Source organism: Sphaerotilus mobilis, assembly GCF_004216565.1.
Lineage (GTDB): Bacteria > Pseudomonadota > Gammaproteobacteria > Burkholderiales > Burkholderiaceae_C > Sphaerotilus > Sphaerotilus mobilis.
Genome location: NZ_SGWV01000012.1, coordinates 232,472 through 250,959, shown reverse-complemented (window position 1 = coordinate 250,959; position 18,488 = coordinate 232,472). Strand labels below are relative to the sequence as shown.

Annotated in this window: 18 protein-coding genes; 6 read left to right on the top strand and 12 right to left on the bottom strand. The window is 69.6% G+C overall.

Translation table 11 applies throughout. From position 1 onward, the window contains the following. Window positions 1-145: 145 nt before the first annotated feature. The 6 genes from EV685_RS18920 to fliF are packed head-to-tail and all read right to left on the bottom strand — an operon-like array spanning window position 146 to window position 7,356. A complete protein-coding gene (locus EV685_RS18920) occupies window positions 146-1,651 on the bottom strand; it encodes a flagellar hook-length control protein FliK (protein ID WP_130483609.1) in 1,506 nt (501 codons plus the stop codon). A gap of 50 nt (window positions 1,652-1,701) precedes the next feature. Next, entirely contained in the window at window positions 1,702-2,175 is a 474-nt protein-coding gene (gene fliJ / locus EV685_RS18915; RefSeq protein ID WP_130483608.1) for a flagellar export protein FliJ, read from the bottom strand. Window positions 2,176-2,208: 33 nt separating this feature from the next. After that, window positions 2,209-3,639 carry a flagellar protein export ATPase FliI gene (gene fliI, locus EV685_RS18910; protein ID WP_130483607.1) on the bottom strand — a complete coding sequence of 477 codons (1,431 nt, stop codon included), beginning with the start codon at window positions 3,637-3,639 and terminating at the stop codon, window positions 2,209-2,211. A gap of 17 nt (window positions 3,640-3,656) precedes the next feature. After that, a complete protein-coding gene (locus EV685_RS18905) occupies window positions 3,657-4,595 on the bottom strand; it encodes a FliH/SctL family protein (protein ID WP_130483606.1) in 939 nt (312 codons plus the stop codon). After that, on the bottom strand, window positions 4,579-5,574 hold the full coding sequence (gene fliG, locus EV685_RS18900) for a flagellar motor switch protein FliG (RefSeq protein WP_130483605.1): 996 nt from the start codon (window positions 5,572-5,574) through the stop codon (window positions 4,579-4,581). Before fliG ends, EV685_RS18905 begins: the two co-directional genes overlap by 17 nt. Window positions 5,575-5,604: 30 nt before the next feature. Continuing rightward, the gene (gene fliF, locus EV685_RS18895; RefSeq protein WP_130483604.1) at window positions 5,605-7,356 is read right to left on the bottom strand and encodes a flagellar basal-body MS-ring/collar protein FliF; all 1,752 of its coding nucleotides are present in this window, start codon (window positions 7,354-7,356) and stop codon (window positions 5,605-5,607) included. A gap of 201 nt (window positions 7,357-7,557) precedes the next feature. Here fliF and fliE point away from each other — a divergent pair, with 201 nt between their 5' ends. Then, window positions 7,558-7,932 (top strand): flagellar hook-basal body complex protein FliE, encoded by a 375-nt coding sequence (gene fliE, locus EV685_RS18890; protein ID WP_130483644.1) that lies wholly within the window; start codon window positions 7,558-7,560, stop codon window positions 7,930-7,932. Window positions 7,933-8,149: 217 nt separating this feature from the next. Beyond that, window positions 8,150-8,368: a hypothetical protein gene (locus tag EV685_RS18885; RefSeq protein WP_165396866.1), complete on the top strand. Its 219-nt coding sequence runs from the start codon at window positions 8,150-8,152 to the stop codon at window positions 8,366-8,368. Window positions 8,369-8,456: 88 nt separating this feature from the next. Here EV685_RS18885 and EV685_RS18880 read toward each other — a convergent pair whose 3' ends face one another. From EV685_RS18880 to EV685_RS18855, 6 genes are all read right to left on the bottom strand, one after another. After that, window positions 8,457-9,233 carry a flagellar brake protein gene (locus EV685_RS18880; RefSeq protein ID WP_165396865.1) on the bottom strand — a complete coding sequence of 259 codons (777 nt, stop codon included), beginning with the start codon at window positions 9,231-9,233 and terminating at the stop codon, window positions 8,457-8,459. 67 nt (window positions 9,234-9,300) lie between these two features. Next, window positions 9,301-9,660 carry a flagellar protein FliT gene (locus EV685_RS18875; protein WP_420820840.1) on the bottom strand — a complete coding sequence of 120 codons (360 nt, stop codon included), beginning with the start codon at window positions 9,658-9,660 and terminating at the stop codon, window positions 9,301-9,303. A gap of 71 nt (window positions 9,661-9,731) precedes the next feature. Continuing rightward, a complete protein-coding gene (gene fliS / locus EV685_RS18870; RefSeq protein ID WP_130483601.1) occupies window positions 9,732-10,151 on the bottom strand; it encodes a flagellar export chaperone FliS in 420 nt (139 codons plus the stop codon). A 205-nt stretch (window positions 10,152-10,356) separates the two neighbouring features. Then, window positions 10,357-11,775, bottom strand: a complete 1,419-nt coding sequence (fliD, locus tag EV685_RS18865) for a flagellar filament capping protein FliD (protein ID WP_130483600.1) — start codon at window positions 11,773-11,775, stop codon at window positions 10,357-10,359. A 164-nt stretch (window positions 11,776-11,939) separates the two neighbouring features. After that, window positions 11,940-12,800, bottom strand: a complete 861-nt coding sequence (locus EV685_RS18860; RefSeq protein WP_130483599.1) for a flagellin N-terminal helical domain-containing protein — start codon at window positions 12,798-12,800, stop codon at window positions 11,940-11,942. 307 nt (window positions 12,801-13,107) lie between these two features. After that, window positions 13,108-13,950, bottom strand: coding sequence for a flagellin N-terminal helical domain-containing protein (locus tag EV685_RS18855; RefSeq protein ID WP_130483598.1), 843 nt, complete (start codon window positions 13,948-13,950; stop codon window positions 13,108-13,110). Between the two features lie 393 nt (window positions 13,951-14,343). On the opposite strand from EV685_RS18855, the gene fliB reads away from it, so the two are divergent. The 4 genes from fliB (at window position 14,344) to flhC (ending at window position 18,464) form a co-directional block, all read left to right on the top strand. Beyond that, a complete protein-coding gene (fliB, locus tag EV685_RS18850) occupies window positions 14,344-15,624 on the top strand; it encodes a flagellin lysine-N-methylase (protein ID WP_130483597.1) in 1,281 nt (426 codons plus the stop codon). Between the two features lie 108 nt (window positions 15,625-15,732). Next, window positions 15,733-17,118: a tetratricopeptide repeat protein gene (locus EV685_RS18845; protein WP_130483596.1), complete on the top strand. Its 1,386-nt coding sequence runs from the start codon at window positions 15,733-15,735 to the stop codon at window positions 17,116-17,118. A 388-nt stretch (window positions 17,119-17,506) separates the two neighbouring features. After that, window positions 17,507-17,830, top strand: coding sequence for a flagellar transcriptional regulator FlhD (gene flhD / locus EV685_RS18840; protein WP_130483595.1), 324 nt, complete (start codon window positions 17,507-17,509; stop codon window positions 17,828-17,830). 97 nt (window positions 17,831-17,927) lie between these two features. Continuing rightward, entirely contained in the window at window positions 17,928-18,464 is a 537-nt protein-coding gene (gene flhC / locus EV685_RS18835) for a flagellar transcriptional regulator FlhC (RefSeq protein ID WP_130483594.1), read from the top strand. Window positions 18,465-18,488: the final 24 nt, after the last annotated feature.

The following is an 18,488-nucleotide window of genomic DNA, read 5'->3' as shown; positions in this document are numbered from 1 at the left end:
TCCGGCGACCACCGCGCACACGGCGCAGCGGCAACCTCTGAGAACGATTATTCGGGTCCGCCCTTGATCTGAAACCGCGAAAAGAACGAGAAAACCGGCTCCCCAGCGGGTGGAAAGTCGGGCTCGCCGTGCCCCGTGGCCGCCCTCAGGCGTAGAGATCGAGTGCCCGCAAGGCCCCATTGCCGGGGCGGGTGGTGCCGGCCCAGCCGGTGCGCAGTTCGTGGCCAACGGGGGCCGCCACGCCGGTCGCGGCGCTGTGGGCGTTGCCGGCCACCGGGCTGCGTCCATCGGACAGGCCGCGCTGTCCGGGGCCAGGCTGTCCTTGGCCGGGCTGCCCGCTGCCGCCGGACCAGGCCGACAGGTTGCCGGACGCCTGGCCCGCCAAGGTCGGATCGGTGGTCGGCGCCACGCCGCTGCCAGCAGCGAGGTTCAGGCCGTCGGCCTGCAGCGATTCGGCCAGCGCGGGCATGGCCTGTTCAAGCGCCTGGCGGGTCGCCTCGGCGGCCGCGCCGAACTCGATGCGGGCCTGACCGCTCTCGATGGCGATGCGGATCTGGATCGGCCCCATCTCGACCGGGTTGAGGTGCAGCTTGATCTCCTGCGCGCCGTCACCGGCGAGCCGGGCCACGGTGTGCATGACGGCCTCGCCGAAGCCGGGCGCATCCAGCGGTGTGTCGATCTGCGCCTCGACGGGGTGGCCGATCGGGCCGCTGCCCGTGTTGGACGCGGCCGTCGGTGCGGCCTGTGCCGTGGCCAGCGCAGCCAGTTGGCCAGCAAAACTCTCTGGTCCGGGAACGGCCTGGAAGGCCTCGCCCAGCGAGATCGCACCGGCCGCGTCGCGGCCGGCAGCTGCGGCTTCCGCGTTGCCCGGCGCACCGGGCTTCACACCCGACAGGCCCGCCGCATCGGCCGGACCGTCCGGGCCGGAACGACCCGCCTTCAGCTCGGCCGGACCGGTCTGGCCCGGCTGGCCGCCCAGGCCGCCCAGGCCGGTCCCGCCCGCCCAGCCACCCGCTGCCAGCGGGCCGGCCCGCTCGCCGGTGCCGCCCGAGCCCGGGCCGATGGGCGCGGCCGATGCGCCGGCCGTGCCGCCTGCCGCGCCGCTTGTCGTGTCCGCAGACGATTGACCTGCCGCGCCACCGCGCATCGTCGAGCGCACCACCGTGTGCATCAGCCAGGTCGGCGTCGCGCCGCTGGCCGCGCTCGGATCGCTGCGTGTCGGCTCGGCTGCCGGCTCGTCGACCGGGGCGCCGTCCTCGTCGTCGGCGACGTCCCGGGCGCGTTCGCCCCGCGACGCCTCGGCGCGACGTTGCTCGGTCTGGCGCTGCTCCTGTGTTCGGGCGGCCTGCGCCGCCGTGTTTGTGGACGCGTTTGTGGACGCATTCATGGACGGGTTCGACGGCGTCGCCGGTCGGGTCGCCGGGGCCGGCGCGGAGGCCGGTTTCGGGGCCGCCGCCGCACGCTCCTGCAGCTGGCGTTGCAAGGTCGCCGCACGCGCATCGGCCTCGCCAGCCCGGCCCTGCTGCGCCTGCGTCAACAAGGCGGAGAAGCCGCCGGAAGGCGTCCCCTCGTCTCGCCCGCTGCGGCTCGCGGCCTGGCGGTCCAGGCGGGCGGTTTCGGCGCTCAGGGCCGACAGGGATGGGCTGGACATGGCGGTCTCCGGGATCTCGTGGGGTCGGTTCGACGGACGTGGTGCGTCGCTCAGGCCATGTCGAAGACGTTGCCCTGCTGCAGCCGCTGCCAGGCGGCGCGCGAGGCCAGCTCGTCGGCGCCCTTCTGCTCGCGGCGTTCGCCCTGGGCACGCATCAGCGCCTCGCGGCGCTCGATCAGCTTGCGCACCGACGCCACCCGCAGCTCGGCGGCGAGGCGGCGTTCGCGCAGTTGCTCGATGGCCTGCGCGGCGCGCGTGACCTGTTCGGACTGCATCTCGACCACGCCGTCCAGACGGCCGGCGAAGTCGTGGTAACAGTTGGCCAGCGCGATGGCGACACCTTGCGCGAACTGCTGCCGCCAACGCTGCTGGTAGTCCTGCCGGTAGCCGTGCAGCTGGGCCTGCTGGGCCTGCGCGGCGGCATGGGCCTGCTCGGCGCGGGCTTGCTGGGCGACGATGTCATCGCGCGCCTGTTCGGCCTGTTCGAGCAGCACAAACAGCGGTTGCAGCGTGGGGTGCGTCATGGTGGTTCCGTCCGGTGGTCAGGCTCAACAACGTCAGGCGCTGCGGGTGATCTGCTGCATCGCCGCGACCGCATCGGTCAGGGGCGCACGGGTCCAGGTGTCTTGCTGCAGCAGCGCGACCATGGCGGGCTGCAGCCGCACGGCCGCGTCCAGCTCGGCGTCGTGTCCGGGGGCATAGGCGCCCAGCTGGATCAGGTCCCGCGCCTTGTTGACCTTGGCCAGCAGCTGGCGCATGCGGCGGGCCGATTCGATGTGCTCGCGCGGCGCGACATTGGTCATCACCCGAGAAATCGACTTCTCGACGTCGATGGCCGGGTAGTGGCCGCTCTCGGCCAGCTCGCGCGACAGCACGATGTGGCCGTCCAGGATGCCGCGTGCCGCATCGGCGATCGGGTCCTGCTGGTCGTCGCCCTCGCTGAGCACGGTGTAGAAGGCGGTGATCGAGCCCATGCCATGCAGGCCATTGCCGCTGCGCTCGACCAGCTGCGGCAGCTTGGCGAAGCAGCTCGGCGGATAGCCCTTGGTGGCCGGCGGCTCGCCGATCGCCAGCGCGATCTCGCGCTGCGCCATGGCGTAGCGGGTCAGCGAGTCCATCAGCAGCAGCACATGCTGGCCCTGGTCGCGGAACCACTCGGCGATCGCGGTGGCGTAGGCGGCCCCCTGCATGCGCGTCAGCGGCGGCGCGTCGGCCGGCGCGGCGACAACGACCGAACGGGCGCGGCCTTGTTCGCCCAGGATGTCCTCGATGAATTCCTTCACTTCGCGGCCGCGTTCGCCGATCAGACCGACCACGATCACGTCGGCGGCGGTGTAGCGGGCCATCATGCCCAGCAGCACCGACTTGCCCACGCCGGTGCCGGCGAACAGGCCCAGACGCTGGCCGCGGCCCACGGTGAGCAGCGCGTTGATCGAGCGCACGCCGGTGTCCAGCGGCTGGCGCACCGGTTCGCGGTCCATCGCGTTGATCGGCCGGCGCACCAGCGGCTCGGGGTGCACGTCAGCCAGCGGACCTTGCCGGTCCATCGGCTCGCCCTGCGCATCGACCACGCGGCCGAGCAGGCCACGCCCGACGGGCAGGTGGCGGGAGCGGTCCTCGGTGCGACGCCATGGGTGCGCCGCCTGACCCAGCTTCGGCGCCTGCACCGGCGTCTCGCACGGCACGACCTGGGCCCCGCTGACCAGGCCATGGACCTCGCCGGTGGGCATCAGGAAGGCGCGGTCGCCAGAGAAGCCGACCACCTCGGCCTGCACCACCGGCTGGCCCGGCATGCGGACCTCGCACAGCGAGCCGACGGGCACGCGGATGCCGGCGGCCTCCAGCACCAGACCGGCGACCCGCACCAGCGTGCCGGAGGTCGCCAGCGGCTGCGGCGCGTCGGCGAAGTGCTGCAGGTCGGCGAGGTAGCGGCGCCAGGCTTGCGGGCGTTCGGTGGCCTTCGGGGGGGCCGTGGGAGACGGTGTCATCGGATGCGGGGCGACGGTCATGTGTCGCCGGGATCTTCGAGCGCGTCGCTCCTGTTCGAACCCTCGAATACCGGCACGTTTCCGCCTGCATCTGACAGGGTGTTGCCAGCCTCGCCCCACGGCAGTTCACGGCCCATCGCCGCGCAGGCGCGTTGCCAGCGGCTGGCGACCTGGGCGTCGGTCACGCCGATGTCGGACTCGACCCGGCAGCCACCCCGCTCGATGGCCGCGTCGGCGACCAGCCGGACCTCGCGGGCGCCGATCAGGTCGGCGCAGCCCAGCGCCACCAGCGCCTCGTCGTCCGGATGCAGGTGCAGCGTGACATGGCGGGCCGACATCAGCAGGCCGCCCAGCGCCTCCTGGGCCACCGCGACGACGGCCTCGGGTCGGCTGACGAGTTCGCTGCGCACGACCTGGCGGGCCAGCGACAGCGCCAGCGCGGCGATCTGGTCGGCCAGTGCCTGTTCCATCTCGGCGAACTGGGCCTGCAGCGCGCCCACGACCGATGCCACCTGGGCGCTGGTCTGGGTCGCAAAGCTCTGCTTGAACGCGTCCATCGCGACGGTGCCGTCGCGGTAGCCGTCGTGGTAGCCGCCGTCGCGGGCCTGCCGGACCTCCTCGATGCGGTCGGCCACGGCCTGCGCCGCGGCATCGGCCTGGCGCTTGGCCTCGCGGCGCGCAGCGGCCTCGGCCTCGCGCGCCAGCACGGCGGGATCGGGGGCGGCCTGCGGCCGGCGGGACGGGTCGTCGCCGAAGCTGCCGGGCTTCCAGGCGGCAAAGCCGTTGAGTTCCTCGCGCGGGATGAAGCGGCTGTAGACGCCCGCTCGGGCGGCCAGGTGGGCGGCGCCCGGCGCCCCTTGCAAGGGGCTCTGGGCGGGGCTGCGCGCGGAGGTCTCCGCGCGCTGTTCGGCCTCGCGGCGCAAGCGTTCGGCGAAGCGGTCAGAGGAACTGGTCATCGCCGCCGCCTCCCAGCACGATCTGGCCTTCGTCGGCCAAGCGGCGGACGATCTTCAGCATCTCCTTCTGCTCGGACTCGACGTCGGACACCCGCACCGGACCGCGCGACTCGAGGTCTTCCTTGAGCGTCTCGGCCGCACGGCTGGACATGTTCTTGAAGACCTTGTCGCGCAGCTCGGGCGTCGCACCCTTGAGGGCGATGATGAGCGACTCGCTCTGCACTTCCTTGAGCAGCGCCTGGATGCCCTTGTCGTCGATCTTGACCACGTCGTCGAACGTGAACATGTTGTCCATGATCTTCTGGGCCAGGTCGTTGTCGGCCTCGCGGATGTAGTCCAGCACCGAGGTCTCGATCGCCGAACCCATCATGTTGATGATCTCGGCGGCCGACTTCACGCCGCCCAGGTTGGCCTTGCGCATGCGGTCGCCGCCGGCCAGCACCTTGGACAGCACCTCGTTCAAGTCCTTGAGCGCGGTCGGCTGGATGCCGTCGAGCGTCGCCACGCGCACCATCACCTCGTTGCGCAGGCGCTCGTTGAAATGCCGCAGCACGTCGGAGACCTGGTCGAACTCCAGGTGCACCAGGATGGCCGCGATGATCTGCGGATGCTCATGGCGCAGCAGCTCGGCGATGGCGCCGGAGTCCATCCACTTCAGGCTCTCGATGCCGGTGACGTCGCTGCCCTGCAGGATGCGGTCGATCAGCAGGTTGGCCTTGTCCTCGCCCAGCGCCTTGCGCAGCACGTTCTTGACGTATTCATCGGTGTTGCTGACCAGCGTGCTGTGCTCGCCGGCCTGCGACTCGAAGCGCCCGAGCACGCCGTCGAAGCGTTCGCGCGAGACCGTCTTCATCTTCGCGATGGTTTCGCCCAGCCGCTGCACCTCCTTGGGGGTCAGGTGCTTGAAGACCTCGGCGGCCTCTTCCTCGCCGAGCGACATCAGCAGGATCGCCGCGTCCTCGAGTCCGGTTTCGTCCATGGTGCGTGTTGCCTAAGGTATCGGGTTGGATCAGGCGGCCGCGCCGCTGACCCAGCCGCGCAGGATGTTGGCGACCGCTGCCGGGTTCTCGCGCGCCAGCTTGCGGGCTTCTTCCAGCCGCTTGGCGACGTCGTCCTCCGGGCCCGGCAGGGCGGGCAGGTTGGCGCCATCGGCACCCAGTTCGAGCGCGCCGTTGGCACCGGCTGCGGCGGTGTTGCCGTTGGGCAGTTCCTGCAGGTCGTCGACCACCGCATTGACCAGCGGTGCCGGCTCCGGCGGGCGGGCGGCGTGCAGCGCCGGGCGGATCGCGCCGAAGACGATGATCAGCGCCAGCAGCGTCAGGCCCAGCGGCAGGGCCAGCGTGCGGACCATGTCCTGCACCTCCGGCTGCTTCCACAGCGGCGTCGTGTCCTCGACCGGCTTTTCGACCTGGAAGGGCGCGTTGATGACCTTGACCGAATCGCCCCGGTCCTTGTTGAAGCCGACGGTCTCCTGGACCAGCGCGGTCAGCTTGTCGAGTTCCTCCGGCGACAGCGGCACCGTTTGGGTCTTGCCCTTCTTGTCGACCGTCGAACGGTGGTTGACCACCACCGCCGCGCTCAGGCGCTTGACCTGGCCGGTCGCGCCACGCGTCACCCGCACGGTCTTGTCGACCTCGTAGTTGGTGACGGCCTCGCGCTTGACGGTGTTGTTCGATGCCGCACCGCCCGCGTTGGCGGCCTGCATGGCCTGGGCCTGGCCGTTGATCGGCGCGGTGGCGGGCGTCGGCGGCTGGTTGCTCATCGCGCCCGGCACGCCGGTGGGCATGGCGGCATTGCCGTTGGTCTGCTCGCTGGACTGGGCGCTGCGCACCGAGGCCGGCTCGCCGTTCTGGTTGGGCTTGAACTCCTCGGACGTCGACTCGGTCTGCGAGAAGTCGACCTCGGCGCTGACCTGGGCGCGCAGGTTCTCGCGGCCGAGCACCGGTTCGAGGATGTCCATGATCCGCTTGGTGTAGAGCGTCTCGATCTGGTTGACGTACTGCAGCTGCTGCGGGTCCATGCCGTTGGCCGCACCGCCGTTGGCGCCGGCCATGCCCTCGGGCGGCCCGGCCAGCAGGCTGCCGCTCTGGTCGAGCACGCTGACGGCCTTGGGGTTGAGTTCGGGCACGCTGGCCGAGACCAGATGCACGATGCCGGCGAGCTGCGCGCGGTCCAGCGTGCGGCCGGGGTGCAGCGTCAGCAGCACGCTGGCGCTGGGCTTTTGCTGGTCGCGGAAGAAGCCGTTCTGGTTGGGCAGCGCGAGGTGGACGCGGGCCCCTTCCACCGCCGACAGCGCGGTGATCGAGCGCACCAGCTCGCCCTCCAGCCCGCGCTGGAAGTTCAGGCGTTCCTGGAACTGGGTCGTGCCGAAGCGGGCGTTGTCCATCAGCTCGAAGCCGACGATGGAGCCCTTGGGCAAACCGGCCTGGGCCAGCTTCAGGCGCACGTCGTGCACCTTGTCGGCCGGCACCAGCACGGCCGAGCCGCCCTCGGTGTACTTGTAGGGCACGTTCATCTGCGTGAGCTGGGCCACGATCGCGCCGCCGTCCTTGTCCGACAGGTTGGCGAACAGCACCTTGTAGTCGTTGCCGCGGTTGGCCATCAGCATGAAGGCGAACAGCGCAACCAGTGCCAGCACGCCGCCGGCCAGCGCCAGCTTGCGGGCCATCGGCAGGGCCGCCAGGCGGGCGGCAAAGCCGGGCGGCGGCGCGTCGGCGGCGACCGTGTTGGGCGTCAGGGGCTGCAGGGCGGCGGTTTCCATGAGCAGTTCGGGCAGACGGTGAGCGGTGCGACGGGCAGGACAAGGACAGGTCCCGCGATGTCACCGATTGTTCGCCGCACCCCCGTGCCGACATGCCGCGAACAAGCCCCCCGCGACGGCGCAGTTCCCCCCTTCGGCAGGCCGGCGGAAAACTAAAGTGCGTTCCATGGCGTCATGGCTTCCTGCCCTGCGCCCACCTTCATGGACGTCAAGCTCAAACCCTTCAACTTCGCCGAGGCGGCCACCCGGGCAGGCATGCCCCAGGTCGCCCAGCGGGTGCGCGACAGCGCCCAGGCCGCCGGCCTGAGCGCTGGCGTGCCGGGCGCGGCCGGTCGCACCCAGGGCGTCGACCGCACCGAGTTCTCGCAGGTCTTCACCCAGGCCCTGCGCGGCGTCAGCAACCAGCAGACCACCGCCTCTTCACTTCAGCGCGAGGTCGCCCTCGACAACCCGACGGTGAGCATCGAACAGACCATGGTCGCCATGCAGAAGGCCCAGATCGGCTTCCAGGCGGCGGTGCAGGTGAGGAACAAGCTGGTGCAGGCTTATTCGGACATCATGAACATGCAGGTGTGACGGCCGACCGAGATCGAGGCTGCGACCTCGGGTGCTGGCCCGACGTCATCAACATGCAGGAATGCACCGAACAAGGCCGTCGTCAGAATCGGCGGCCATGCAAACGGCCTATGAGATCGCCCGGCAACCTAGCGGCAAGCACCATGGCTGGTACCTCCAGCAATCGCCATCGAGACTGCATCGACATCTTGCGCGGCATCCTCCAGGACAAGCAACCATGACCCCTGATCGCTACGCATCCATCTTGAACGCCGTCATCGAGACGGCCAAGGAACGCGGCATGGCTGCGCCGGGCAGCGACGTCGCGCTGGCGTGCTACCAACTGCTGGAAGTGGCCCGCAGCGAAGCGGAGGTGTGGGGCGTGCCGTTGACAGAGATCGGTCTGGACGGGGTGGACACCGGCGAGTTGCTGGTGACGCATCGACAGGCCGCCTGACGCGAAGACGTCGCCCCGCTGAATGCACAGAAGCCCGCTCGCAGCGGGCTTCGTCACGTTCGGGCCTTGGCCGGCAGGTCGCAGGGCATCACCCCGCCATCACCTTCGCCTGCACCTGCCACTCGTCGATCCAGCGCTGCAGCGTGCGGGCGGCGACGCCGGAGAGGCCTTCCATCTCGCAGCCCAGGCGGCGCGGGCCGTCCGGGCCGGACAGGGCTTCGCTGCGCACGACGCGCAGGGCGATGTGGATGGGCAGGCTGGGGGTGAGTTCGAGGCTGGCGGCCGGGATGCGGGTGCCCAGCGCCAGCGTGGGGTCGGGCGCGGGCAGCAGCAGCGACAGGCCGCCGTGGCTGAGGTCGAGCACGCGCAGGCGGCGCCGTGACGCCGGCACAGCCGGGTCGCCCAGCAGCAACTCGGGGCCGCCGGTGAGGATGGGTTGCAGCTGGCCGAACTTCGCGGCGAGCTGCGGGGGCGGCTCGGTCCGCACGCGGAAGGCGTTGCGGCGCTGGAAGCGGAACAGCTCGCGCGGGTAGCAGGCCACCAGTTCGCCGTCGCACACGCGCAGGCCGATCAGGTCGAACTGCAGCTTGATGCTGGCGAGGTAGGCCACGACGACCGCCTCTTCGGCCTCGCCCAGGCGGTGCAGCGCGGCGGCGTCGCCAAGGGGCTCGAAGCGCAGCTCGCGGGCCGTCGTGTCCTCATGGATCAGACGCGCCGACAGGGTCGTGCCCGAGGGCGTGACCAGCGTGACCGCAACGCCCTGACCGATCAGCTCGACCAGGTGGGCGCGCACGGCCAGATCGGCGGCGATGCGGTGCTCGGACGTGGCACGTTCGCGCGGCGCGGTGGCGGGGGCGGTCAACATCATGTCGGCTCCGGGAACGGGTCGGCGGGGCGGCAGAACAGCGCAAGGGCGGTGAGCGGTCGCTCGATCAGTGCATGACCTGGCGCGGCTGGCCCGACAGCATCTGGTCGATGTCTTCGAGCCAGGGCTCGGCGAGGTAGCGGATCTCGGCGTCGTTGAGCAGGATGCGCTGCATGATCCGCGCCTTCAGCTGGGCCTCCTCGCCGGCCAGCGCCGTGCCGGTGGCGGCGTGCTTGAGCTGAGAGATCAGCACCGCGCAGGCGCCTTCGAGCTTGACCACGCGGTCCCAGTCACCGTCACGGGCGGCCTGCAGCATGTCCCGGCTGGCGTTCTCGATGGCCTCGTAGTACTGCAGCAGCGCCGTGTGAGGCGTCGTCGAGGGTGTGATGACAGGCGGGGTGGCGGTGGTGGTCATGGTCGGGAGCATGGGGCTGCCTGTGTGAGGTGTCGGGTGGCGACGGGCGCGAGCGGGTTGTCGGGGTGGACCGGAGTCCGGCTTCAGCCCGGCACGTTCATGCCGATGGCCACCCAGGCCTCGCGCAGCGGCTCGATCAGGCCCAGCACTTCCTTCAGTGCTGCATCGTCGTTGTGGCGGTTGGCCAGCAGCAGGCGGACCTGGGCGTAGTCGTAGACGTCGCGCAGGTTGAGCGCGAGGTCGCCGCCGCCCTGGAGGTCCAGCGCCGAGCGCAGGCCCTCGTCGAGGATCTGCGAGGCGCGGCCGATGTGGCGGCCCTTGTCGGCCACGCGGCCTTCGACCAGCGCCTGGCGGGCCAGCTTGATCTGGGTGAGCAGGCCGTCATAGAGCATCAGCGTCAGCGTGTGCGGCGAGGCCGCGACGACCGAGGTCTCCACGCCCACCTGCTGGTACATGAGGGCGTTGTGGCGGGGACGACCGAAGGTGGAGGCTTGGCTGAACATGGTGCGGGTCCTGGCTGGTGTGCTGACTGAGGTACTGGCTGGGGTGCTGGCAGGTCTTGCGAGGTGTCCGGCGTCTGGGATGTCGCCGTGTGCTGCGTGCCTTGTTTATCGTCCGCCGGGGGTGGCGACTTGAGCCGCCGAGGGCGTTTCGAGCCCTTGAACAAGGCGGTGTTGGCAGCCCTCATCCCGGGCTGGCCAGCACCGCTCATTCCGAGCTGTTGTTCCAGGTGGTGACCTGCTGGTTCACGTAGGACGACAGGCTGTTGAGCCTGCTCATCTGCGTGTCGAGCGCGCTGTACTGAGCCTTCAGGCGGGCCTCGACCTGGGTCATGCGGTCGTTGAAGGCGTCCTGCTTCTTGGTGTTGTCGCTGACCCGGCTCTGCAGGCTGTCGCTGCGCGAGGTGAGCGCGCCGTCGAACTTGAGCAGGTCGTCGCCCCACTTCTGCAGCTGGACCGCAAAGCCGTTGTTGGCCGGCACAGCTGCATCCTTGGTCGCGAACAGCGCCTGGACGTCGGCGAGCTTGCCGCCCAGCGCATTGCCGAGCTTGGTGGCGTCGACGGCCATCGAGCCGTCCTTCTTCACGTCCAGGCCGATCTGCGCGAGCCGCTGGTAGCTGCCGCTCATCGTGCCGGTGCCGCCCACGATGCCGCGCATCGCGTAGCGCAGCGAGTTGGTGCCCGAGTCGCCCTGCAGCGTGCCGGCCCGCTTGGTTGTCGGGTCGTAGGCCGTCTGCTCGGACAGGTATTTGTTGAGCTGGTTGTAGGCATCGGCAAAGGCCTGCACCGCCGTCTTGATCGACTCGGTGTCGTTGCTCACGCCGAGTTCGACCGGCGAGGCGCTGACCTTGGCGAGCTTGATCGTCACGCCCTCGACCACGCCGCTGAGCAGGTTGGTGGCGGATTCGACCGCCAGGCCGTTGACGGTCGCCTTGGCGTTGCCCGCCGCCTGGGTCAGCGCCATGTTGACGCCAGCCGCCGCCGGCAAGGCCGGGTCGTAGGTCAGCTTGGCCAGGTCGCCGGTGGTGCTGGTGGTCTCGCCGCCCAGGCCGTCGGGGACGACTTCCTTGACGGTGAAGGCGTGATCGGCGCCGGTCTCGGCCGAACGCAACAGCAGGCGCGAGCCCGAGGCGTCGGTGACCACCGAGGCCACGACGCCGGCCTTGGCCGCGTTGATCTTGTCGCGCACCTGCGCGGGCGTGTCCCCGGCGCTGATGCTGACGTCGACGGCGAGGCCGCCGGCGCCGTCCTGGATGCGCAGCACGCCAGCCCCGACCGGAAAGGCGCTGGCCGGCGAGGCCACGGTCTGCGCCGTGGCCAGCTGCTGCACCGACAGGGCGTAGTTGCCGGCCTGTGCGGTGCCATCGGTCGACGCCGTGAAGACGCTGCTGTCAGCCGAGGTGGCCGCCGTGCTGTTCCAGGTCGTCGGGTTGCCCAGCTTGGCCGCCGCATCGCGCAAGGTCGAGACAAAGCTCTGGATCTTGCCGTACGCGCTGAGCTGGTTCTGGATCTTGGTGGCCGCCGTCTGCATCTGCTGCAGAGGCGCCTTCTCCACCGTCATCAACTGGGAAACGATGGACGAGACGTCGAGACCGCTGCCGATCCCGGCTGAACTGATGCTGGCCATGGTGCTTACCTCCGGATGCGCCGAGGGCCGACGCAAAAAGTCGTCCGACAGCGCCAGCCCTCGGACGACTTGTTCTTCGGCAGTTGGCCGGCCGACTTGAGGTCAGCCCGCCGCACCGGCTTGCGCCTGCGCAAGCGTCGGCGCCGCCAGGTCGCCCTGCTGGCTCAGCCCAGCAGCTTCATGACCGACTGCGGCAGCTGGTTGGCCTGGGCAATCATGGCCGTGCCAGCCTGCTGCAGGATCTGCGCGCGGCTCAGGTTGGCGGTTTCCGCCGCGAAGTCCGCGTCCATGATCCGGCCGCGAGCGGCCGACGTGTTCTCGGACGAGACCTGCAGCTGCGAGATGACCGCATCGAAGCGGCTCTGCAGCGCACCGGCGTTGGAACGCGCGGCGTTGACCTGGTCGAGGTCGGTGTCCATCGACGCCAGCGTGGCCGAAGCCGCCGCCTGCGTGCTGATGTCGACCGACATGGAGGCCGTCGCACCCGCCGCATAGGACGCCAGGGTGGTCATGTCGAAGCCGGTGCCGTCGACGACGATGGTGTCGGTGCTGTCGGCCCCGACCTGGAAGGTCAGCGCGGCGTTGGCGGCCAGCGAGCCGGCGGTCTGGTCGAACAGGTTGACGCCGTTGAACTTGGCGTTGTCGACGACCCGCACGATCTCGTTCTGCAGCTGGTCGGCTTCCTGCTGGAGGTTCAGACGGTCATCGTCAGACAAGGTGCCGTTGGCCGACTGCACCGCCAGTTCGCGGATGCGCTGCATGTTGGTGCTGAGCTGGCCCAGCGCACCTTCGGCCGTCTGCATCATCGAGATGCCGTCGTTCGAGTTGCGCACCGCCACGTTCATGCCCTTGACCTGGGCATTCATGCGCTCGGCAATCGCCAGGCCGGCGGCATCGTCCTTGGCGCTGTTGACACGCAGGCCTGAGGACAGGCGCTGCATCGAGGTCATCAGCGAGGACTGCGAGGCGGCCTGGTTGCGCTGCGCGTTCAACGAGGCCATGTTGGTGTTGATCGTCTGAGCCATGGTGATTCACCCCTAAATTGATCGCAGGTCGAGCTGGCAGCTCGACTGCCCATGCGGCCCCAAGCGACTTGGGAAACATTCCTCCGGGAACCGCCCCGGGCGACAGGAGCAAGTGGCTGCTGCTGTGGAATGAATTGTGGGCAGGCGTGTGTCGGGCGAATCGTCGAAATGAGGCGCAAAGCCGGGCTGTTTCCGGTCTGGAAAAGCCAACGCCACCGACACGGCGGGCGTGTCGGTGGCGTTGGCGTTGGCGAGGATGCAGCCAGTGCGGAACGCGGCGGCCTCGCCACCGCGTTGGCGCCTGCGCTCAGCGCAGCAGCTGCATGACCTGCTGGGGCAGCTGGTTGGCCTGGGCGATCATGGCCGTGCCGGCCTGCTGCAGGATCTGGGCGCGGCTCAGGTTGGCGGTCTCGGTGGCGAAGTCCGCATCCATGATCCGGCCACGGGCGGCGGCGGTGTTCTCCGAGGACACCTGCAGCTGATTGATCACGGCCTCGAAGCGGCTCTGCAGGGCACCTGCCGTCGAACGGCCGGTGTTGACCGCCTTGATGTCCGCGTCCATGTTGGTCAGGGCCGTTGCCGCACTGGCTTGAGAACTGATGTCGATCGACTTGGCCGTGACGGCGCCGGCCGCATAGCCCTTCAGCGTCGTCAGGTCGAACTTCGACGTGTCGGCGGTGATGGTTTCGCCGTTGTCGGCACCGATCTGGAAGTCAACCGACTGATTGGTGCCATCGAACAGCGCGACACCGTTGAACTTCGAGTTGTCGACGACTCGGACAATTTCTTGTTGCAGCTGGTCGACTTCGAGCTGGAGGTTGTCGCGGTCGTCCTGGCTGAGCGTGCCGTTGGCCGACTGCACCGCCAGTTCACGGATGCGCTGAACGTTCTCGCCGATCTTGCCCATCGCGCCTTCGGCGGTCTGCATCTGCGAGATCGCGTCGTTGGCGTTGCGCACAGCGACGTTCATGCCCTTGACCTGGGCGCTCATGCGCTCGGCGATCGCCAGGCCGGCCGCGTCGTCCTTGGCGCTGTTGACACGCAGACCCGACGAGAGGCGCTGCATCGAGGTGGTCAGCGACGACTGCGAAGCAGCCTGGTTGCGCTGGGCATTGAGGGAAACGACGTTGGTGTTGATGGTGGAAGCCATGATGAAACTCCTGTGCTGTCGCGTTGATGACTGGTTGAACTCGGCATGAGCGCCGGGGTTGAGATGGATCCGGACCCCTTGGTCCGACCCTGATGTCCGGCGCTCGTCAAGCTCGGTGCAGCCTCTTGCCTCTTGGGCCTTCACTGCATCAGCCGGCTTACCGGACCGCGGATCCCATTGCTGCGACCCGTTGATTTGGTTATCGGTGGCGTCTCAGGAATCCTTGAGGGTCGAAATGACGGGACTTTCGAGCCCAGTTCTCTGGCGGTTCTCCGGCGGGCCCGGCCAGCCCCATCGATCACCCTGCTTTTTGATACATCGCCGGCAGGGGCCGTCCGCAGAATCACGCTGAGCCACCCAGACCTTTAGACCGTCAGCCCCCCACGGACAGCCATGGCCAAGTTCAGCCCCGTCGCGCAGATGCCGCGCTACCTGCAAGCCTTCCAGTGCATCGGCCCGGCCTGTCCGGAGACCTGCTGCAGCGGCTGGCGGGTCACGATCGACAAGGCCAACTACAAGATGTTGAAGGCGATCGCCGACGCCCCGCTGCGCCAGCGCGTGCTGGCGCACCTGGTGCGCGACGACGGCAACGAGCCCGCCGCCTGGGCCCACCTGCGCATGAAGGACAACGGTGACTGCGGCCTGCTCGACGAGGACCGGCTGTGCAGCATCCAGAAGCAGCTGGGCGCGGGCGCCTTGTCCAACACCTGCAACCACTACCCGCGCCAGTTCCAGCAGCTCGACGGCGAGCACCGCGTCTTCGCCACCCTGAGCTGCCCCGAGGCGGCGCGGCTGGCCTTGACCGACCCGCAGGCCCTGGCGCCGGTGACGGTGACACTCGACGCGTTCGCCAATGCCGGCGAGCTGCCACCCGGTGCGCATTGGCAGGATGCGGCCGAGCCGCCCAGGGTCACGCACCTCGCCGGTCGAGTGCTGCACGACCTGTTGCTCAGCCTGTTCGAACCGTCCGAGCGCAACGCCTTCGATGCCCTGGCACTGGGCCTGATGCTGGTGCGGCGTGTCGTGGCCTACGTGCAGAAACTGTCCGACCTGCCCGACGGGTCGGTGCCGCGCGAACAATGCCTGCAGGACCTGACCGAGCTGTTCTCACGCTTCATGGACGCCGACCACAACGCCGCGCTGCTGGACGTGGTGCGCGGCCTGTCGACCGGCGAGCACGTCGCCCCCGACCTGCTGCGCACCGTCACGCACAAGATCTGGCAGCGCCGCCTGACCGCCTCGGCCCGCACGGTGCTCGACGACGTCGTCGCCGGCCTGCACCTGGACGACGCCGACGCGCAGGTCGCCCGCGACCGCTGGGCGCAGACCCGCCAGACCCGCTGGGTCGCCTGGGAGGCCGAACACGGCCACCTGCTCAAGAACTACCTGATCAACAGCCTGCAGGCCGGCTTGCCGGCACGTCACTTCGGCTCACCCAAGGCCCTGGAAGACGCTTTCCTGGACCTGCTGATCCGCGCCGCGCTGATCCGCTACTGGCTGATCGGCCAGATGGCCCGTCATGGCGATGGCTTCGGCGAGGACCATGCCGTGCGCACCGTCTACGCGCTGTCGCGCAGCATCGAACACGACCGCCATTTCATGGCCGGCGTGCTGCAGGCCATGGACGCGCAAGGCATCCGCAGCCTGGCGACCGGGCTGGTGCTGATCCACTGATCGGCGGATCTTCCAGCCCACCAGAAGCGGCGAAAACCCTGACCTGCCCTCAAGTTCCGCACGGCTTGCGCCGATGCACAGATTCAGCCCTCACCGATCCAGACCGCCATGGCCCTCATCACACTCGTCGTCGCCCAGTTGCCCGCCCAGGACCTCGGCTGGTTGAAGGACCTGCCGCCGCACTGCCGTGTGGTCGTGCATGACCACCGCGACGGCGCCTCAGCCACCGACGCCGCCGAAGCCCTGCCCGAAGGCAGCCAGCGCCTCGTCATGACCGGCAGCCGGGGCGGCCTGATGGGCAGCTTCCTGGCCCACGTGCTGGACCCGGCGCTCGATCCGGGCGAGCAGCACACCGTCTTCTGCGACGGCGATGCGCTGCGCCACGCCCCGGCGCTGCTGCAGCTGCTGGAGGACCCGCAGCGCTGGGCCGACGTGCAGCCGCTGTCGATCGGCGCGGCGGTGCCGACGGCGCTGGTCGAACGCGATGCGCGCGACTGGATCGGTGCCCTGCCGGTGCGGCCCGAGCGCTACAGCCTGTCGACGCTGGCCCCGCTGGGCTGGCATGACCCGGCCGCCGAGGCCCTGGCGAGCCACTACCGCAGCAGCCATGAGCTGCCGGTCGGTGCGCCGGTGATGGCGCACTTCCTGGCCCTTGCCGGCCTGGACGCGCTGGCCGATGCGGCCGCGCAGTCCGACATCGGCGTGCTGGCCCACGGCGGCGTGTTCGCGGTGCGTGGCCCGCGCCTGGCCGCCCTGCGCGCCCAGCCCGGCGACGCGCTGCAGCGGCTGGGACTGCTGTGCCGCGCCGACCCGCAGCTGCGTCAGCTGGCCGAACGCGCCGTGCTGCATCTGTGCGGCCTGCCAATGGTGCGGCTGGACGCGCTGGTGCGCCCGGTCGAGGCGCTCACGCCGTCCAGCCTGGGCATGGCCCGCGTGGTCGCGTCGATCGACGCGCTGCTGGCCCGCGCAGAGAACCCGGGCGCCGAACGGCCCGAGTCGGTCGTCCTGGCGCCGGTCCTGGTTGCGACGGACACCGAGCCCGGCCTGGACCCGCGTGGCGAGCACCGCGAAGCCGTGCGCGCCCAGGTCCGTGAGGCCCTGGCCGCCGGTCGTCCCCAGGATGCCCTGGCGCTGCTGCTGCAGGCCACGCTGGCCGACCCGTCCGAGGTTGACCTGCTGGGCGACGCCGCCACGCTGTGCTTCCACCGTGGCGACCTGGCCCAGGCGGTGCCGCTGGCGCGCCGCGCCCTGTTGCGCGACCCCGGCCATGCCGAAAGCCAGTTCGCGCTGGCCATGAGCCTGGCCGCGCTGGGCGAGCGCATCGAGGCGATGGTGCTGTTCGACGACCTGATGCACGCCGACAGCGCACGCGAGTTCCGCGGCGCCCACCCGGACCTGACGGCGGTGGCCGCCCAGCAGTCGCACCACCTGCACCAGCTCGACCTGCAACGCCGCACACAGACCCGACCGGTGGCGTTGGCCCTGCACGACTGACACGCGCCGACCCGGCCGGGAGGCCTTGTCATCCGCGCACCGACACGCCGGCGCCGCCCTGGCGCCGGCCCTGACTGGCCGACCGAGAGATCCGTCACGGATCGCATCCCGGTCCGGCCCGACAGCCCCCCGACGGGCCCCCGAAGCTGCCGCCCAGGCTGACAGCCTGTAGGAATTTGCCTGACACGCCGGATGGCGCAAGACGGACTCAAGCGACAGAAGAGGGCCGATGTTCCCGGCCAGTTCGGATCTTCACAATTCATTCCACGTTGACACCAAAAGCAAACCGCAAGCAGCAAGCAGCAAGCAGCAAGCAGCGAACGGCAAGCCCAGGTCAACACCGAGCAAGCACCGAAGACCGCCCGAACCCAGCAGCCAGGAGCACACCATGAACACCGAACAGATCCTCAGCGAAATCCGCGAAGCCAACCTGTCCTACCTGATGCTGGCCCAGAGCCTCATCCGCGCCGACCGCGAGCAGGCCCTGTTCCGCCTCGGCGTCTCGGAAGAGACCGCCGCCGTGATCGAGCTGCTGTCGCCCTCGCAGATGATGAAGATCGCCTCGGGCAACACCCTGCTGTGCCGCATGCGTGTCGACGACGACCTGGTCTGGAGCCTGCTGACCAACCACGGCAAGAGCGCGGCCAACGACGGCGTCTCGCGTCTGCATGCGTCGATCCTGATGGCCGGCCGGCATCGCGAAGCGGCCTGATGTCAGCCCCCGCCCTGTGACGACACAGGGCCCGGCGGCGGCAAGGTCCGCGTCGGACATGACCGCTACCGAACAGAGAACAGACGGAGAGAGAACCATGCGCGCCAAGAGCATCCTGACCGAAGCCAAGCAGATTGAACGTGCCGTCACCCTGATCAAGCTGGGTGCCCGCCTTCAGGTGCTGGAGTCGGAGACCGACCTGTCGTACGAGCGCCTGCTGCGCCTGTACAAGGAAGTGGCGGGCAAGTCGCCGAGCAAGGGCCAGCTGCCCTTTTCGACCGACTGGTTCATGACCTGGCAGCCCAACATCCATGCCAGTCTGTTCCTGAACATCCACGAATACCTCAACAAGGTGGCCGAGCTCGACGAGATCGACACCGTCATCAAGGCCTACCAGCTCTACCTGGAGCAGACCCAGGCCCAGAACCTGGAGCCGCTGCTGTCGGTGACGCGCGCCTGGCGCCTGGTCAAGTTCATCGACAACGGCATGTTGACGATGACCGCCTGCTCCAAGTGCGGCGGCCACTTCGTGACGCATCCGCACGAGATCGCCAAGCACTACGTCTGCGGCCTGTGCAACCCCCCGGCCCGCGCCGGCAAGGGCAAGGCCAACGGCGCCCTGCAACTGCACTGATCCACCGTGCCCCGGCGTGCCGGC

Excerpts from the sequence above, each read along its gene's own strand:
- EV685_RS18920 (WP_130483609.1), bottom strand. The coding sequence starts at position 1,651 with ATGTCCAGCCCATCCCTGTCGGCCCTGAGCGCCGAAACCGCCCGCCTG.
- fliJ (WP_130483608.1), bottom strand. The coding sequence starts at position 2,175 with ATGACGCACCCCACGCTGCAACCGCTGTTTGTGCTGCTCGAACAGGCC.
- fliI (WP_130483607.1), bottom strand. The coding sequence starts at position 3,639 with ATGACACCGTCTCCCACGGCCCCCCCGAAGGCCACCGAACGCCCGCAA.
- EV685_RS18905 (WP_130483606.1), bottom strand. The coding sequence starts at position 4,595 with ATGACCAGTTCCTCTGACCGCTTCGCCGAACGCTTGCGCCGCGAGGCC.
- fliG (WP_130483605.1), bottom strand. The coding sequence starts at position 5,574 with ATGGACGAAACCGGACTCGAGGACGCGGCGATCCTGCTGATGTCGCTC.
- fliF (WP_130483604.1), bottom strand. The coding sequence starts at position 7,356 with ATGGAAACCGCCGCCCTGCAGCCCCTGACGCCCAACACGGTCGCCGCC.
- fliE (WP_130483644.1), top strand. The coding sequence starts at position 7,558 with ATGGACGTCAAGCTCAAACCCTTCAACTTCGCCGAGGCGGCCACCCGG.
- EV685_RS18885 (WP_165396866.1), top strand. The coding sequence starts at position 8,150 with ATGACCCCTGATCGCTACGCATCCATCTTGAACGCCGTCATCGAGACG.
- EV685_RS18880 (WP_165396865.1), bottom strand. The coding sequence starts at position 9,233 with ATGTTGACCGCCCCCGCCACCGCGCCGCGCGAACGTGCCACGTCCGAG.
- EV685_RS18875 (WP_420820840.1), bottom strand. The coding sequence starts at position 9,660 with ATGCTCCCGACCATGACCACCACCGCCACCCCGCCTGTCATCACACCC.
- fliS (WP_130483601.1), bottom strand. The coding sequence starts at position 10,151 with ATGTTCAGCCAAGCCTCCACCTTCGGTCGTCCCCGCCACAACGCCCTC.
- fliD (WP_130483600.1), bottom strand. The coding sequence starts at position 11,775 with ATGGCCAGCATCAGTTCAGCCGGGATCGGCAGCGGTCTCGACGTCTCG.
- EV685_RS18860 (WP_130483599.1), bottom strand. The coding sequence starts at position 12,800 with ATGGCTCAGACGATCAACACCAACATGGCCTCGTTGAACGCGCAGCGC.
- EV685_RS18855 (WP_130483598.1), bottom strand. The coding sequence starts at position 13,950 with ATGGCTTCCACCATCAACACCAACGTCGTTTCCCTCAATGCCCAGCGC.
- fliB (WP_130483597.1), top strand. The coding sequence starts at position 14,344 with ATGGCCAAGTTCAGCCCCGTCGCGCAGATGCCGCGCTACCTGCAAGCC.
- EV685_RS18845 (WP_130483596.1), top strand. The coding sequence starts at position 15,733 with ATGGCCCTCATCACACTCGTCGTCGCCCAGTTGCCCGCCCAGGACCTC.
- flhD (WP_130483595.1), top strand. The coding sequence starts at position 17,507 with ATGAACACCGAACAGATCCTCAGCGAAATCCGCGAAGCCAACCTGTCC.
- flhC (WP_130483594.1), top strand. The coding sequence starts at position 17,928 with ATGCGCGCCAAGAGCATCCTGACCGAAGCCAAGCAGATTGAACGTGCC.